Source organism: Kitasatospora sp. NPDC001683 (assembly GCF_053596495.1).
On sequence record NZ_JBSFGK010000038.1, the window covers coordinates 59612 to 75868 of the forward strand.

Genomic DNA, 16257 nt, shown 5'->3' on the forward strand with positions numbered 1-16257 from the left:
CAGGGAGGACCGATGGCACTTCCCCTGCCGCACCAGCGGCACCGGCTCGATCCCGTGCCGGAGCTCCACGGCCTGATGGACGAGGGGCCGCTGCACGAGTACGACACCCAGCCCGGAATGGGCGGCCGCAAGCAATGGCTGGTCACCGGGTACGACGAGGTCCGGGAGATCCTCGGCGATCCCGAGCGGTTCAGCTCCATGCGCCCGGCCGACGACGCGGCCGAACGGGCCGAGCTGCCGGGAATCCTGCAGGCGTACGACCCGCCGGACCACACCCGGTTGCGCAGGACCGTGGCCCCGGCCTACTCGGTCCGGCGGATGGAACGGCTGCGGCCGCGGGTCGAGGAAATCGTCGAGGAATGCCTGGACGATCTGGAGAACGTGGGGTCGCCGGTCGACTTCGTCAGGTACGCGGCCTGGCCCATCCCGGCGCTCATCGCCTGCGAGTTCCTCGACGTCCCCCGTGACGACCAGGCCGAGCTGTCGCGGATGATCCGGGAGAGCAGGGGAAGCAGGCTCCCCCGGCAGCGGACCTCTGCGGGGATGGGCGTCGTCGAGTACACGAAGAAGCTCGTGGCCCGCAAGCGCCGCGATCCCGGCGAGGGACTGATCGGTGTCATCGTGCGCGAGCACGGGGCGGAGGTCGGCGACGAGGAACTGGCCGGGCTCGCCGAGGGCAACCTGGTCATGGCAGCTGAGCAGATGGCCTCCCAACTGGCGGTCGCGGTGCTCCTGTTCGTGACCCATCCCGACCAGGCGGCGCTGCTCCGCGAACGTCCCGAACTCGTGGACGGCGCGATCGAGGAGCTGCTGCGGCATGCTTCGATCATCGAGGCCCCGACCCCTCGGGTCGCGCTCACGGACGTGCGCGTCGCCGGACGCGACATCCGGGCCGGAGACGTCCTGACCTGCTCCACGATGGCGGTCAACCGTCCGCGGGGCGACCGCTTCGACATCACCCGTGAGAACCCGAAGCACCTGGCGTTCGGACACGGAATCCACCATTGTCTCGGGGCACCGCTGGCCAGGCTCCAGCTGCAGGTCGCCCTGCCGGCGGTGCTCCGCCGGTTCCCGTCGCTGCGGCTCGCCGTTCCCGAGGAGGACCTGCGGTTCAAGCCGGGCCGGCCCGAGCCCTTCGCCGTGGAGGAGCTTCCTCTTGAGTGGTGACGACAGGCCCCCGATACACACGCGTCGGCAGGGCTTCGACCCGGCCGACGAGCTGCGCGCCGCCGGAACGCTCACCAGGATCACGATCGGATCCGGAGCGGAGGCGACGACCACCTGGCTGGCCGCCGGGCACGCGGTCGTCCGGCAAGTCCTCGGCGATCACACCCGGTTCAGTACGCGCCGGCGTTTCGACCGGAACGACGAGATCGGCGGGAAGGGCGTCTTCCGGCCGCGTGAGCTGGTCGGCAACCTGATGGACTACGACCCGCCGGAGCACACCCGGCTCCGGCGTCTGCTGGCCCCGGGGTTCACCCAACGTCAGATCCGGCGGCTGGCCCCGTACATCGAACAGATCGTGACGGAACGCCTCGACGCGATGGAGCGGGAGGGGGCCCCCGCGGACCTGATCGGGATGTTCGCCGACCAGGTACCCGGCCCCGTGCTGTGCGAGCTGCTCGGGGTACCGCGGGACGACCGCGACAGGTTCCTCCAACTCTGCCACCGACATCTCGACGCTTCGCTCAGCGATCGGAGGCGGGCGGCCGCCGGCGAGGCGTTCTCCCGCTACCTCGTGACCATGGTCGCCAGGGAACGGAAGGATCCCGGCGACGGGCTCGTCGGTACGGTCGCCGCCGAACACGGCGACTCGGTGACCGATGAGGAGCTGAGGGGCGTCTGCGTACAGATGATGCTGGCCGGAGACGACAACATCTCCGGCATGATCGGCCTGGGCGTGCTGGCGCTGCTGCGGAACCCCGAGCAGATCGCCGCGCTGCGGGGTGACACCCAGTCGGCGGACCGGGCGGTCGACGAGCTGATCCGGTACCTGACGGTCCCCTATGCTCCGACGCCCCGAACCGCCATCGAGGACACCGTCGTCGGCGACCAGGTGATCAGGGCAGGGGAGACGGTCCTCTGTTCTCTCCCGACGGCCAACCGCGACCCCGCCCTGCTGCCGGACCCGGATCGCCTCGACGTCACCCGGGAACCCGTCCCTCATGTCGCGTTCGGGCACGGTGTGCACCACTGCCTGGGAGCCGCGCTCGCCCGTCTCGAACTGCGCATCGCCTACACCGCGCTCTGGCGACGCTTTCCCGGGCTGCGGCTGGCGGATCCCGCCGGGGCGACCGCGTTCCGGCTGAGCACCCCTGCATACGGACTCAGCAGTCTGATGGTCGAGTGGTGACCGGATGGACGGCTTGAGCGGCGATCCATCGGGCTGGACAATCGCAAAGAACTCAATTGAGGGATGGTGGGAGATGTCGGTGGAAACGTTCGACGTGGTGGTTGCGGGTGGCGGGCCGGCGGGCTCGACCGTGGCCTCCCTGGTGGCAATGCAGGGCCACCGGGTGCTCCTGCTGGAGAAAGAGGTTTTCCCGCGGTACCAGATCGGTGAGTCGTTGCTTCCGTCCACCGTTCACGGAGTGTGCCGGATGCTCGGCGTCACCGAGGAACTCGCGGCGGCGAATTTCCCGGTGAAGCGCGGCGGTACTTTCCGGTGGGGGGCCAGGCCGGAACCGTGGACGTTCTCCTTCGCGGTGTCCCCGCGGATGACCGGGCCGACCTCGTTCGCCTATCAGGTGGAGCGGGCGCGCTTCGACGAGATATTGCTGAACAACGCCAAGCGCAAGGGTGTGACGGTCCGTGAGGGATGCTCGGTCACCGGAGTCGTGGAGGAGGACGACCGGGTCACCGGCCTGCGCTATCTCGACCCTGACGGCGGAGAGCACGAGGTCAGCGCGCGTTTCGTGATCGACGCGTCGGGCAACAAGAGCCGGCTGTTCTCCAGCGTCGGCGGCACTCGCGACTACTCGGAGTTCTTCCGGAGCCTGGCGCTGTTCGGCTACTTCGAGAACGGCAAACGGCTCCCGGAGCCCTATTCGGGAAACATCCTGAGCGTCGCCTTCGACAGCGGCTGGTTCTGGTACATTCCGCTGAGCGATACGCTCACCAGCGTCGGCGCGGTAGTCCGCAGGGAAATGGCCGAGAAGGTCCAGGGGGACCGGGAAGCGGCCTACGAGGCCCTGATCGCCGAATGTCCGCTGATCTCGGAATACCTGTCGGACGCGCGTCGGGTGACGACCGGGGACTACGGGGAACTGAGGGTGCGCAAGGACTACTCCTACCGCCAGACGACGTTCTGGCGCCCGGGAATGATCCTCGTGGGCGACGCCGCGTGTTTCGTCGACCCGGTATTCTCCTCCGGCGTTCACCTGGCGACCTACAGCGCCCTGCTCGCGGCCCGTTCGATCAACAGCGTTCTCGCGGGCGACCTGGACGAGAAGACCGCCCTGGACGAGTTCGAGGCCCGGTACCGCCGCGAATACGGGGTGTTCTACGAGTTCCTCGTGTCGTTCTACGAGATGAACGTGAACGAGGAGTCGTACTTCTGGCACGCCAAGAAGGTCACGAACAACAAGCACACGGAGCTGGAATCGTTCGTGGACCTGGTCGGCGGGGTGTCGTCCGGCGAGGCGGCGCTCGCGTCCAGGATCGCCGAGCACAGCGCCGAGTTCGCCGCGGCCGTCGACGACATGGCCGCCGGCGGTGGCGGGGACATGGTGCCGATGTTCACGTCGCACGTGGTCAAGCAGGTGATGCAGGAGGGCGGCCAGGTCCAGATGCGAGCGGTGCTCGGTGAGGACGCCGCGCCCGAGGAGCCGGTGTTCCCGGGCGGGCTGGTGACCTCGCCCGACGGGATGAAGTGGATGCCCTACCGTGGATGAGGCCGCGCCGATCGTGCGACCGACGGCGAACTACATGAGGAGGACGCTCTACGATCCGCACGAGGACATGTTCGCCCTCAGGGCGCACGGCCCGCTGATCCGGATCGAGGGGAACGCGTCCGATCAGATGAGCACGGACTACGTCTGGCAAGCCATGGGCTACGACGTGGTGCGCGAGATCCTCGGTGATCACGAGAACTTCACGACGCGGCTCCGGCTGACCGAGGCACAACCGCTCAGCGGCGAAGGGGTGCCGGTCCCGCCGGAGCTGGCCGGACAGATCTCGATCTACGATCCGCCCGAACACACGCGGCTGCGGCGGATGTTGACGCCCGAGTTCACGGTCCGACGGATCCGCCGGCTCGAGCCCGCGATCGAGGGCATCATCGAGGAGCACCTCGACGCGATGGAGGCCGCGGGACCGCCCGCGGACCTCCAGGTGCTGTTCGCCGACCCGGTCGGCGGCGAGGCCCTGTGCGAGCTGCTCGGGGTCCCGCGCGACGATCGGAGCGAGTTCATCCGCCGCGTCAGGCAGAACGTCGACCTCAGCCGCGGGTACAAGGCCCGGGCGGCGGACAGCGCGGCGTTCAACCGGTACCTGAACGCTCTCATCACCCGGCAGCGGAAGGCGCCCGACGAGGGGTTCCTCGGCACGCTGGTGCGTGAGCACGGCGAGCGGATCAGCGACGAGGAGTTGAGGGGCGTCTGTACGGCGCTGATCCTCGGCGGCGTCGAGAGCGTCGCCGGGATGATCGGCTTCGGGGTCCTCGCGCTGCTCGACCATCCCGACCAGAGGCGGCTGCTCTTCGCCTCCCGCGAGGAGGCCGACCGCGTGGTGAACGAACTGCTGCGCTTCCTTTCGGCCGTGCAGCAGCCGACTCCGCGCATGGCCGTCAGGGACGTCGTCGTCGGCGGGCAGCTGATCAGGGCGGGGGAGTACGTCCTCTGCTCGATCCTCATGGCCAACCGGGACGAGGGGTTGACGCCGGATCCCCATCTCCTCGACGCGAACCGCGAACAGCTCCCGCACGTCGGATTCGGGCACGGCATCCATCACTGCGTGGGCGCCGCGGTGGCAAGGGCGGTGCTCCGCATCGCCTATCAGGCACTGTGGCGACGGTTCCCCGGACTGAGCCTGGCCGTGCCGGCCGAGGAAGTGGAGTTCCGCAATGCGTTCATAGACAGCCCGGACCGGTTGCCGGTCACCTGGTAGCGGACGCCACGACGGATCAGCGATCGATCGAGGGACGGTGGGAGATGTCGGCGGAAGCGTTCGACGTGGTGGTGGCGGGGGGTGGGCCGGCGGGTTCGACCGCGGCCTCCCTGGTGGCCATGCAGGGCCACCGGGTGCTCCTGGTGGAGAAAGAGGTGTTTCCGCGTTACCAGGTCGGTGAGTCCTTGCTCCCGTCCACCGTTCACGGGGTGTGTCGGATGCTCGGCGTCACGGACGAACTGGCGGAGACGGACTTTCCGGTGAAGCGGGGTGCGACGTTCCAGTGGGGCGCTCGGCCGGAGCCGTGGTCCTTCTCCTTCGAGGCGTCATCGCGACTGACCGGCTCGACGTCGTTCGCCTACCAGGCGGATCGGGCGCGGTTCGACGAGATCCTGCTGAACAACGCCAAGCGCAAGGGCGTGGTGGTTCGTGAAGGCTGCTCGGTCACCGGGGTGGTCGAGGAGGGCGACCGGGTCACCGGCCTGCGGTACCTCGACGCTGACGGCGGCGAGCACGAGGTCGGCGCGCGTTTCGTGATCGACGCGTCAGGCCATGCGAGCCCGCTGTCCTCCAGCGTCGGCGGCACTCGCGACCACGCGGAGTCCTTCCGCGGTCTGGCGCTGGCCGGCTACTTCGGGAACGGCTGCAAGCGGCTGCCGGAGCCGCGTTCGGGTGACACGCTGAGCGTGAGCTTCGACAAGGGCTGGTTCTGGTACGTCCCGCTGTTCGGCGGGCTCACCAGCGTGGGTGCGGTGGTGCGCGGGGAGATGGCCGTGAAGCTCCAGGACGACCGGGAGGAGGCGTTCAAGGCCCTGATCGCCGAATGCCCGACCATCTCGGATCTGCTCTCGGAGGGGATGCGGGTGACGGCCGGCAAGTACGGGAAGTTGCGAGTCCGCGAGGACTACGCCTACCACCGGACGACGTTCTGGCGTCCGGGGATGATCCTGGTGGGGGACGCCGCGTGTTCCGTCGACCCGCTGTTCTCCAGCGGCGTCCATCTCGCGACCTACAGCGCCCTGCTGGCCGCCCGTTCGATCAACACCGTCCTCGCGGGCGATCTGGACGAGGAGACCACCCTGACGGAGTTCGAGGCGCGGTACCGCCGCGAGTTCGGGGCGTTCTCCGAGCTCCTCGCGGCGTTCCACGCGGCGACCGGCGACGAGCACCCCGAACCGGAGTCGTTCGTGGATCTGGCCGCCGGAGTGTCGTCCGGCGAGGAGGCGCTCGCGGCACGGGGCGAGGGGGCGCCCGCGCCCGGGGGACCGGTGTTCCCGGGCGGGCTGGCGGTTTCGCCCGACGGAATGAAGTGGCTGCCCGGCGCAGCCCGGTAGCCGTTCGATCGTGAGGAGCACAAGTGACTGAGGAACGGCTCTTTCTCCGGTCCGACACCATCATCGAGCCATTGGTCGACCGGTTCTACGCCCAGCTGTACACGTTGGCTCCGGTGACCGGCGCCATGTACCTCACCTTCCGGCAGATCCCGATGCTGGAGTCCTACCTGCAGACCCCGGACTGGCACTTCTCGGGCAGCCGCGATCCGAAGTTCCGCGGCGGATTCTTCGTCGGCATCGAGGGGGAGCGGAAGGGCGAGGTCGAGGCGCTGCTGGCGGCGATCCGGCGCGACCGCGCGGACATCATCCGGTTCGCCCAGGCGATCGCGGAGGCCGAGGAGATCGTCCGGGAGGAGGCGACCGGCTACGACCTCAGGCCGCTCTACCCGAAGCTGCCCCCCGAACTGGCGGGCCTGGTGGAGGTCGCCTACGACACCGGCAACGTGGCCTCGCTGCACTTCCTGGAGCCGCTCGTCTACCAGAGCAAGGCCTACGCCCAGGACCGCCAGTCGGTTCAGCTCTCGGTGGAGTCGGGCATCGAGCGGCCGTTCGTGATGAGCACCCCACGGCTGCCCTCGCCCGACGTGCTGGAGCTGGCCATCCCCTTCCGGCACCCCGGCATCGAGGAGCTGTTCCGCTCCAGGATCCGGCCCACCACCTTGGCCGCGCTCCGCGAGGCGCTGGAACTCGGCGACGCGCAAGCCGCCCAACTGTCCCGCCTGCTGGTCGCGGAGCCAGGACTGGCCGCCGACCGCCACGTCGCGGCCGGCGCCAGGATCCGTTACCTGGGGCATGCCTGCCTCCTCCTGCAGACGCCCGAGGTGTCGATCCTCACGGACCCGTTCATCAGCGCCGACACCAGCGCGACCGGCCGGTACACCTATGACGACCTGCCCGACCACATCGACTACGTCCTCATCACGCACGGGCATTCCGACCATCTCGTGTCCGAGACCCTGCTCCAACTGCGCGGCCGGGTCGGCACGTTCGTCGTGCCGAGGAGCTCGCGCGGCAATCTGTGCGACCCATCGCCGGCGCTCTTCCTGAAATGCCTCGGGCTCCCCGTCATCGAGGTGGACGACTTCGACGAGGTGGCCTTCCCCGGCGGGAAGATCGTCGCCACTCCGTTCTTCGGGGAGCACGCCGATCTCGACATCCGCGCCAAGGCGACCTACTGGATCCGTCTCGGCGGGAAGTCCGTCTACGTGGGAGCGGACTCCTCCGGCCTCGATCCGGTCCTCTACCGCTACGTCCGCCGGCATCTCGGACCGGTCGACATCGCGTTCCTCGGCATGGAGTGCGACGGTGCGCCGATGAACTGGAAGTACCAGCCGCTGTTCACCAAGCCGATCCCGAAGAAGATGAGCGAGACCCGCAAACTGTCCGGCTCCAACGCGGAGCAGGCGAGCGCGATCGTCACCGAGCTGGGGGCCCAGGAGGTGTACATCTACGCCATGGGCGAGGAGAGTTGGCTCGGCCATGTGATGGCCACCAGCTACAACGAGGACTCCTACCAGCTTCAGCAGATCGCCGAGTTCGAGGAATGGTGCTCGCGCAAGGGAGTCAAGTCCGGTCATCTGCTCGACCGGGCCGAATGGCACTGGTCCTAGCCGAAAAGGCTATCCGCCGGCACATATCGTCCGCGTGTCGAAAACCGCATACGTGCCGGCAACGTCCGGTCGGCTTTTCTTGTGGCATGTCCCGAGGAGAGCAGACGATGACACAGGTGGACACGGCCGAGACCGGGCAGCGCGGCCCGGCGGCCGACAACGAAGGAACCCGGCCCGCGGGCGGCTCCCGGCCGGGCCGGTGGAAGCGCGGCCCGGTGCTCACGACGTGTGCGCTGCTGCTCGGCCTGCTTCTGCTGCTGCACGGGCAGCTCCCGGAGTGGGCCGGGCTGGGCAGTCTGGTGGAGACCTTTCTGCCGTGGTTCGGTCTGTTCGTCCCGGTGCTGCTCGCCGGGGCGCTGTGGCGCCGCTCCGCCTCCGCGGTCGTCGCGCTGCTGTTGCCGGTCACCGTGTGGCTGACCCTCTTCGGCGGGCTGCTCGGCGACAAGTCCCACCAGGGCGGCGATCTCACGGTGGTCAGCCACAACGTGAACGCCGACAACCGTGATCCGGCCGGCACCGCCCGTGACCTGGCCGCCTCCGGCGCCGACGTGCTGGCGCTCGAGGAGCTGACCGACCGGTCCACGGGCACGTACGAGACGGAGCTGGCGAAGGCGTACCCACACCACACCGTGCAGGGCACGGTCGGGCTGTGGAGCAAGCTTCCGCTGTCCGACACCCGGCCGGTCGACGTCCTGTGGGACACGGCCGGCCCGTCGGCCGGGAAGCCGCGGCCCGAGGACGTCCCGGTGGAGCCGACTCGTGCGCTGCGCACCACGGTGGCCACCGAGAAGGGGCCGCTGGCGGTGTACGTGGTGCACCTGGGTTCCGTGCGGGTGATGCCCAGGGGCGGTTTCTGGACGGACACGCGGGACGTCGGCGCGACGAAGCTCGCCGGGGCGGTCGCCGCCGATCGCAGTGCGCGGGTGCTGGTGCTCGGTGACTTCAACGGCTCCATGGACGACCGTGCGTTCGACGGCCTCACCTCGCAGCTGCGGTCGGCCCAGGACGTGGCCGGGGACGGGTTCGGCTTCAGCTGGCCGGCGGAGTTCCCGGTGGTGCGGATCGACCAGATCCTGGTCCGCGGTGTGGAACCGAAGAGCGCGTGGCTGTTGCCGGCCACGGGCAGCGATCACCGGCCGGTGGCGGCCGGAATCAGCTGGTAACGCCGTGAGTTGCCGGGTGGTGACATATCGTCAGCGTATCGAGAAACGCATACACCCAGGCAACACCCCGATAGATTGACTGGCGACATGTCCTACAACTCCTCCAGCGAACCACGTCGAACCGCAGCCGGGACAGCAGCAGCCGGGAAGCTCGTCGTCAGGCCGATCAGCGCCGCCGAGCACTTGGCGTTCGTGCGGGCCCAGCGGTCGGTCAGCTTCCTGCAGACCCCGGCGTGGGGCCGCGTCAAGACCGAGTGGCGCAGCGAGTCCCTCGGCTGGTTCGACGGTCGGAGCCTGGTCGGTGCCGGGCTCGTCCTGCACCGCCCGGTGCCGCGGCTCGACCGCTTCACGCTGGCGTACCTACCCGAGGGTCCGGTCATCGACTGGAGCGGTGAGATCGGTCCGTGGCTCGATCCGCTGGCCGCGTACCTCAAGGAGCACGGCGCGTTCGCGATCCGGCTCGGCCCGCCGGTGGAGACGGACAGCTGGAGCGCCGCCCAGGTCAAGGAGGGCATCGCCGACCCGGACATCCGCCGGCTGACCGATCTGCCGCGGCAGGGCGGCGACCCGGTCGGCGCCCGGGTGAGCAGCAGGCTGAAGGAGGCGGGCTGGCTGCCGCAGAACCCGCAGGACGGGTTCGGGGTCGGGCATCCGCAGTTCAAGTACGTGGTCCCGCTGGCAGGCAGGACCGAGGACGAGCTGTTCAGGGGCATGAACCAGCTGTGGCGCCGCAACATCAAGAAGGCGGCCAAGGAGGGCGTCGAGGTCACGGTCGGCGGCGGGGAGCCGGAAGACCTGAAGGCGTTCCACGACCTCTACGTCCACACCGCCGAGCGTGACCACTTCACGCCCCGTCCGCTGCGCTACTTCGAGACCATGTTCGCGGCGCTGCGCGCCGAGGACCCCGAGCGGATCGCGCTCTACCTGGCCCACCACCAGGGCGACTTGGTCGCCGCCACCGTCCTGGTCCGGGTCGGGGCCCACGCGGTGTACTCCTACGGCGCCTCCGCCACCGCGAAGCGCGAGGTGCGCGGCTCCAACGCCTGCCAGTGGGCGATGATCCGCGACGCGCTCGCGGCCGGCTGCGACGTCTACGACCTGCGCGGCATCACCCCCACCCTCGACGCCGACGACCCGCACGTCGGCCTGGTCCAGTTCAAAGTCGGCACCGGCGGCCGGGCGGTGAGGTACGTCGGCGAGTGGGACCTGCCGCTGCGACCGGTGGTCTACCGGGTCTTCGACCTCTACATGAGGCGGCGCGGACGCTGAGCCGCACCGCCGACTACGCGAGCGCGGCGGCGACTTGGTCGAGGCGCACCCCGCGGGAAGCCTTGACCAGTACGACGTCACCGGCGGCGAGGCGGTCGCGCAGCCAGTCGACGGCCGCGTCGTTGTCGGCGAGGACCACTGACCGCTCTCCCGCACCGTCGGCGATCGGCCGGGCTCCCGCACCGACGGCGGCCACCACGTCGGCCCGGGCGGCGGCGTACGCCCCGACGGCGCGGTGCTCCTCCACGCTGTCGTCGCCGAGCTCGAGCATTTCGCCGAGTACGGCGATGCGGCGCCCGCCCTCGATGGCCGCCAGGGCGTCCAGGGCGGCGCGGGTCGAGTCGGGGTTGGCGTTGTAGGAGTCGTTGATCAGCGTCGCCCCGCAGGCGAGGCCGCGCGACTCCATCCGCCACGGCGACAGCGAGGCGGTGGTCAGCGCCGCCGTGGCCAGGTCGAGGGGAAGCCCGGCCGCGAGTGCTGCCGCCGTGGCAGCCGAAGCGTTGAGGGCCTGGTGGGCGCCGATGAGTGGCAGCGTGACGTGAGCCGAGGCGGCGGCGGTCCGCAGCGTGCAGGACGGCCGGCCGTGCCGGTCGAGGGCCAGGTCGAGGGCCCGTACGTCGGCGTGGGCCGCCCGGCCGAAGGTCAGAACCGGACCGTCGGTGAGCGCGCGCATCGCGGCCACCCGGGGATCGTCGGCGTTGAGGATCGCGGTGCCGCCGGGCGCGAGCCCCTGCACCAGTTCGCCCTTGGTCCTGGCGATGGCGGCGCGCGACCCGAACTCGCCGAGGTGGGCCAGGCCGGCGTTGAGGACGACGGCGATGTCGGGTGCGACCAGGCCGGTGAGCTTGGCGATGTCGCCGACGTGGCGGGCCCCCATCTCCAGGACGAGGAACCGGGTGGCCGGCTCGGCGCGCAGCATGGTGAGCGGCACACCGAACTCGTTGTTGAACGAGCCGGCCGTGGCGACCGTCGGCCCGGCGCCCGAAAGCACCGCCCGCAGCAGGTCCTTGGTGCCGGTCTTGCCCTGCGAGCCGGTCACCCCGACGACGGTCAGTCCGTCGCGTAGCCGGGCCACGACATGGGCGGCGAGCAGCTGCAGCGCGCTCTGGACGTCCTCGACGACGACAGTGGGCAGCGGCGTGGGCCGGGAGCCGAGCACGACCACCGCACCGGCCCGCCCGGCCTGTTCCGCGTAGTCATGGCCGTCGGCGTGCCGGCCGGCGAAGGCGACGAAGAGGCCGCCCGGCTCGGCCTGTCGGCTGTCGAGCACGGCCGGCGCGGTCACGGTCACGGAGCTGTCGCCCTCGGCCCTTCCGCCGACGATCCCGGCGATCTCGGCGAGGCTGAGCGGGATCACGCCGGCTCCCCGGAGGCCGTGCCTGGTGTTGGGTAGGTCATGCCTCCAGTCAAGGGAGTCGGACGTATCACGGGCATATCGAAAACCACATACGCTCCGGATACGGCAGACCGCCTTGACTGGGGGCATGACCCACAGCGAAAGGACCCGTATCACCATCTACGGGTGCGGTCCGGACGAAGCCGTTCTGTTCCGCGAGCTGGCGCCCCGCTTCGGTGTGCAGCCGGCCATCACCGACGCACCGGTGTCCGAGGCCAACAGTGGACTGGCCTCCGGCAGCCGGTGCATCAGCGTCGGCCACAAGACTCCGGTCACCCGTGCCACGTTGCGTGCCCTCGGTGAAGCCGGCGTGGGCTACATCTCCACGCGGAGCATCGGGTACAACCACATCGACACGGCGTACGCGGACCGCATCGGCATCCTCGTCGAGAACGTCTCCTACTCGCCGGACAGCGTGGCCGACTACACGCTGATGCTCATGTTGATGGCGGTACGGGATGCGAAAGCCATCGTCCGTCGCACCGACACGCACGACTACCGACTGAGTGACGTGCGCGGGAGGGAGCTGCGCGACCTGACCGTCGGCGTGATCGGGACGGGCCGTATCGGCGCGGCGGTCCTGGAGCGACTGCGGGGTTTCGGTTGCCGCATGCTGGCCCATGACAACCGCTCAGTGAGTCGTCCCGGTGCCGCTGTCGAGCACGTCCCGCTCGATGAACTGCTGCGGCGCAGCGACCTGGTCACGCTGCACGTGCCGCTCACCGGGGCCACGCACCACCTGCTGGATCGGCAACGCCTGGCGCGGCTGAAGGACGGCGCGCTGATCGTCAACACCGGACGTGGTGGGCTCATCGACACCGAGGCCCTGGTGGAGGAGCTGGAGAACGGCAGGCTGGGCGGCGCGGCGCTGGACGTCGTCGAGGGCGAGGAAGGCGTCTTCTACGCCGACTGCCGGGACAAACCCATAGAAAGCAAGGCGCTGTTGCGGCTGCAGGAACTGCCGAACGCGCTCATCAGTCCGCACACCGCCTACTACACGGATCACGCCCTGCGCGACACCGTGGAGAACTCTCTCACCAACTGCCTGGCATTCGAAAGCAGGAGTCAGCATGGCTAGGTTGAAGGTCGGCATCATCTTCGGGGGCCGTTCCGAGGAGCACTTCGTCTCCGTCAAGTCCGCGCGAGAGGTGGCCCGGAACCTGGATCTCGAGAAGTACGAACCCTTCTACGTCGGGATCACGAAGAGCGGTGCCTGGAAGCTCTGCGACGGGCCCGACGGGGAGTGGGAGAACGGCGACTGCCGCCCCGTCGTGCTGTCGCCGGGCAGCGACGTGCACGGACTGCTCACTCTGGAGCAGGGGTGCTACGAAACGATCCGTCTGGACGTCGTGCTGCCCGTGCTGCACGGCAGGCTCGGCGAGGACGGCGCGATGCAGGGTCTGCTGGAACTCGCCGGCATCCCCTACATCGGCTGCGACGTCCAGAGTTCCGCTCTGTGCATGGACAAATCCCTTGCCTATGTCGTCGCCAGGAGCGCCGGGATCGCGACGCCGGACTTCTGGACCGTCACGGCGGACGAGACCATCGATCCCGCCCGGCTCAGCTATCCGGTCTTCGTGAAGCCGGCCCGATCGGGATCCTCCTTCGGCGTCACCAAGGTGTCCCGGGAAGAGGAACTTCCGAGTGCGGTGGAAACGGCACGGCAGTACGACTCGAAGGTGCTGATCGAAGAGGCCGTCGTCGGCAGCGAGATCGGCTGCGCCGTCCTCGGGAACGGGTCGGATCTCGTCGTGGGCGAAGTGGACCGGATCGCGCTCTCGCACGGATTCTTCAGGATCCATCAGGAAGACTCCCCCGAGACCGGTTCCGAGAACTCCGTGGCGGTCGTTCCCGCCGACATCCCCGAGGAGTCACGGCTGCTCGTCCAGGAGGCGGCCAAGGCCGTGTACCGCGCCTTGGGGTGCAGCGGTCTCGCGCGGGTGGACATGTTCCTCAAGGAGGACGGACGAGCAGTCCTCAACGAGGTCAACACCTTCCCCGGAATGACCTCGTACAGCCGTTATCCGAGGATGATGGCGGCCGCGGGCATTCCGCTCTCCGAGGTCATCGACAGGGCCGTCTCCCTCGCCTTGACGGGGAAGATCCGATGAAGTCGATGATGGACGGCTTCGTCTTCGTGGACGAGGTGGTGTCCGGAATACGCTGGGATGCCAAGTACGCCACGTGGGACAACTTCACCGGCAAACCGGTGGACGGATACCTGGCCAATCGAGTCGTCGGCACGAGGGCTCTGTGCACGGCCCTGGAGCGGGCGCAGGAGCTGGCCGCGTCACGGGGGTTCGGCCTGCTGCTCTGGGACGGCTACCGCCCGCAGCGCGCCGTCGACTGCTTCCTGCTCTGGTCGCAGCAGCCGGAGGACGGCAGGACGAAGTCGCGGCACTATCCCAACATCGCCAGGGCCGAGATGTTCGAGAAGGGATACGTGGCCGCCAGGTCGGGCCACAGCCGGGGCAGCACCGTCGACCTCACGCTCTATGAGCTGGCCACGGGTGAACTCGTCCCCATGGGCGGCGACCACGACCTGATGGACCCCGTCTCGCACCACGGCGCACGAGGGATCACGTCCGTCGAAGCGCGGAACCGTCAGCACCTGCGGTCCGTCATGGAGACCTGCGGTTTCAGCGCGTACGAATGCGAGTGGTGGCATTACACGCTCGACGACGAGCCCTATCCGGACACCTATTTCGATTTCCCCATCGCGTAGTACTCCAGCTGTAGGCCGTGATCTTCACGGCTCCCGGTCCACCGCCCACGTGCCCCTGCGGCCACCGTCTCATCGTTGCTCCACACGAGTCACGATGATCAACGGTGGCCGCACCCGTCTCCGCGCCGGCCCCGAGTGGAAAGATCACGATCTATGGCTGGGGTACCAGGCCTTCGCCGGTAGGCGAGTGCCTCGATTGGTGCAATGGTGTTACGATCGGCGTCCCGGGGAGCAGAATGGCCTTTGCCAGGGGCAAGATCCTCTAGTTCAGCGCGATGCCATTGCAACGAGATTCACGAATGTCGGCGGCGAGGCGGCGTTCTGCCTGGCCCCGGTTTCCACGTAGATTCGGGTGACTGGTTCTCGAATGCCTGTCGATCTTCCATGTCCAGGCCCTGACCTGGCAGAACCGGGATTCCACTGGAGGTCCGTGTTACAGAACGGAACGCAAGCCAGATCCAACGGGGGATCTTCTGAGTGCCTTTCACAGAGCCGTGTACAGGAAATCAGATCATGAGGGAGATGGCGTTGGAGCGCGAGCAGGAGCAGATCGATCAGCAGACGGTCGTCGAAGTGGAGATCAGCTTACTGTCAACAGTCGATTCGCCGCGGACCTCGGGGGAGGACCCTGACCACGTGGAGGCGCTCTCCGCGGTGCAGTCTCCGCTTCCGCCCATCCTCGTGCACCGTCCGACGATGCGCGTCATCGATGGCCTCCATCGTGTGAGGGCGGCTGAACTGCGCGGGCAGGACAGGGTCCCCGTCAGCTTCTTCGAGGGCAACGAGGCCGACGCGTTCGTGCTGGCGGTCGAGTCCAACACCAAGCACGGCCTCCCCTTGTCGAAGGCCGACCGCAAACGGGCGGCCGCGCGGATCATCGCCTCGCATCCACAGTGGTCGGACCGGATGATCGCGTCGGTCACCGGCATCGCACCCGGCACGGTGGCCGACATGCGCAGGGGGCTTCCGGGTGGGTCCGCCGCCGAGGAGAGCAGGATCGGCCAGGACGGCCGGGTCCGCCCGATCAACGCCGCCGCAGGACGCAGGATCGCCGGAGAACTCATCACCGAGAACCCAGGCCTGTCGTTACGTCAGATCGCCAGAATGGCCGGCATATCCCCCGAGACGGCCCGCGATGTGAGGAGCCGGCTCCGCCGGGGAGAGGATCCGCTGCCCAGTCGGCAGGGCAGGGGGCCGGAACCCGCGAACCTGGAGGTGAGGGACTCGGCGCCACCGCGCGGTATCGGCGTCGCGGCGGTGCCCGGCAGGCCGTCGGCGCAGGATCCCAGCGTCGTCGTGCAACGGCTCAAAGCGGATCCGGCGCTGCGGCTGAGCGAGACCGGACGCACCCTGCTGCGGCTGCTCAACCTCCAGGCGATCAACGCGAAGGAGTGGCAGCGGATCATCGACAACGTGCCGCCCCACTGCAGCGGCATCGTGGCCTACCTGGCCGACGAGTACGCGGGGATGTGGTCGGAGCTGGCCCTTCGGCTGGGGCGCAGGGGGGCCGAATCCGCGTAGTCGGCCGTCGCCGCGTCCAAGCGTCGAAAACGGTCAGTTGGCGCCGGGCGGGCAAAGCTCCAGGCGCAGTGGGACTTCTTCGTGCAGAACACCCACCCGGGCGCGATACGGATGGACGGGGACACCGCGACCG

The 16257-nt window shown here is 68.9% G+C and carries 13 protein-coding genes; 12 read left to right on the forward strand and 1 reads right to left on the reverse strand.

Features of this window, described 5'->3' with window-relative positions:
* Positions 1-12 precede the first annotated feature (12 nt).
* The 8 genes from ACWCYO_RS21345 to ACWCYO_RS21380 all read left to right on the forward strand — a co-directional run bounded on the left by ACWCYO_RS21345 (position 13) and on the right by ACWCYO_RS21380 (position 10482).
* Positions 13-1167 (forward strand): cytochrome P450, encoded by a 1155-nt coding sequence (locus ACWCYO_RS21345; protein ID WP_270149234.1) that lies wholly within the window; start codon positions 13-15, stop codon positions 1165-1167.
* A complete protein-coding gene (locus ACWCYO_RS21350; protein ID WP_270149236.1) occupies positions 1157-2353 on the forward strand; it encodes a cytochrome P450 in 1197 nt (398 codons plus the stop codon). Before ACWCYO_RS21345 ends, ACWCYO_RS21350 begins: the two co-directional genes overlap by 11 nt.
* A 73-nt stretch (positions 2354-2426) precedes the next feature.
* Complete coding sequence (locus tag ACWCYO_RS21355) at positions 2427-3893, forward strand: tryptophan halogenase family protein (protein ID WP_449785111.1); 1467 nt, start codon at positions 2427-2429, stop codon at positions 3891-3893.
* Positions 3894-3927: 34 nt separating this feature from the next.
* Positions 3928-5106, forward strand: coding sequence for a cytochrome P450 (locus ACWCYO_RS21360; RefSeq protein ID WP_270149238.1), 1179 nt, complete (start codon positions 3928-3930; stop codon positions 5104-5106).
* A gap of 44 nt (positions 5107-5150) precedes the next feature.
* On the forward strand, positions 5151-6440 hold the full coding sequence (locus tag ACWCYO_RS21365; RefSeq protein WP_449785103.1) for a tryptophan 7-halogenase: 1290 nt from the start codon (positions 5151-5153) through the stop codon (positions 6438-6440).
* Positions 6441-6463: 23 nt separating this feature from the next.
* Complete coding sequence (locus ACWCYO_RS21370; RefSeq protein WP_449785104.1) at positions 6464-8050, forward strand: MBL fold metallo-hydrolase; 1587 nt, start codon at positions 6464-6466, stop codon at positions 8048-8050.
* Between the two features lie 107 nt (positions 8051-8157).
* Positions 8158-9213, forward strand: a complete 1056-nt coding sequence (locus ACWCYO_RS21375; RefSeq protein ID WP_449785105.1) for an endonuclease/exonuclease/phosphatase family protein — start codon at positions 8158-8160, stop codon at positions 9211-9213.
* Between the two features lie 87 nt (positions 9214-9300).
* Complete coding sequence (locus ACWCYO_RS21380; protein WP_449785106.1) at positions 9301-10482, forward strand: lipid II:glycine glycyltransferase FemX; 1182 nt, start codon at positions 9301-9303, stop codon at positions 10480-10482.
* Positions 10483-10495: 13 nt separating this feature from the next.
* Here ACWCYO_RS21380 and ACWCYO_RS21385 read toward each other — a convergent pair whose 3' ends face one another.
* On the reverse strand, positions 10496-11839 hold the full coding sequence (locus ACWCYO_RS21385) for a UDP-N-acetylmuramoyl-tripeptide--D-alanyl-D-alanine ligase (RefSeq protein ID WP_449785107.1): 1344 nt from the start codon (positions 11837-11839) through the stop codon (positions 10496-10498).
* A 127-nt stretch (positions 11840-11966) separates the two neighbouring features.
* On the opposite strand from ACWCYO_RS21385, the gene ACWCYO_RS21390 reads away from it, so the two are divergent.
* The 4 genes from ACWCYO_RS21390 to ACWCYO_RS21405 all read left to right on the forward strand — a co-directional run bounded on the left by ACWCYO_RS21390 (position 11967) and on the right by ACWCYO_RS21405 (position 16124).
* Positions 11967-12956 carry a D-isomer specific 2-hydroxyacid dehydrogenase family protein gene (locus ACWCYO_RS21390; RefSeq protein WP_449785108.1) on the forward strand — a complete coding sequence of 330 codons (990 nt, stop codon included), beginning with the start codon at positions 11967-11969 and terminating at the stop codon, positions 12954-12956.
* On the forward strand, positions 12949-13989 hold the full coding sequence (gene vanA-Sc, locus ACWCYO_RS21395) for a D-alanine--(R)-lactate ligase VanA-Sc (RefSeq protein WP_270149247.1): 1041 nt from the start codon (positions 12949-12951) through the stop codon (positions 13987-13989). The genes ACWCYO_RS21390 and vanA-Sc overlap by 8 nt, the downstream gene beginning before the upstream one ends.
* A 5-nt stretch (positions 13990-13994) precedes the next feature.
* A complete protein-coding gene (gene vanX / locus ACWCYO_RS21400) occupies positions 13995-14603 on the forward strand; it encodes a D-Ala-D-Ala dipeptidase VanX (protein ID WP_270151411.1) in 609 nt (202 codons plus the stop codon).
* 522 nt (positions 14604-15125) lie between these two features.
* Positions 15126-16124, forward strand: a complete 999-nt coding sequence (locus ACWCYO_RS21405) for a streptomycin biosynthesis protein (RefSeq protein WP_449785109.1) — start codon at positions 15126-15128, stop codon at positions 16122-16124.
* Positions 16125-16257 lie beyond the last annotated feature (133 nt).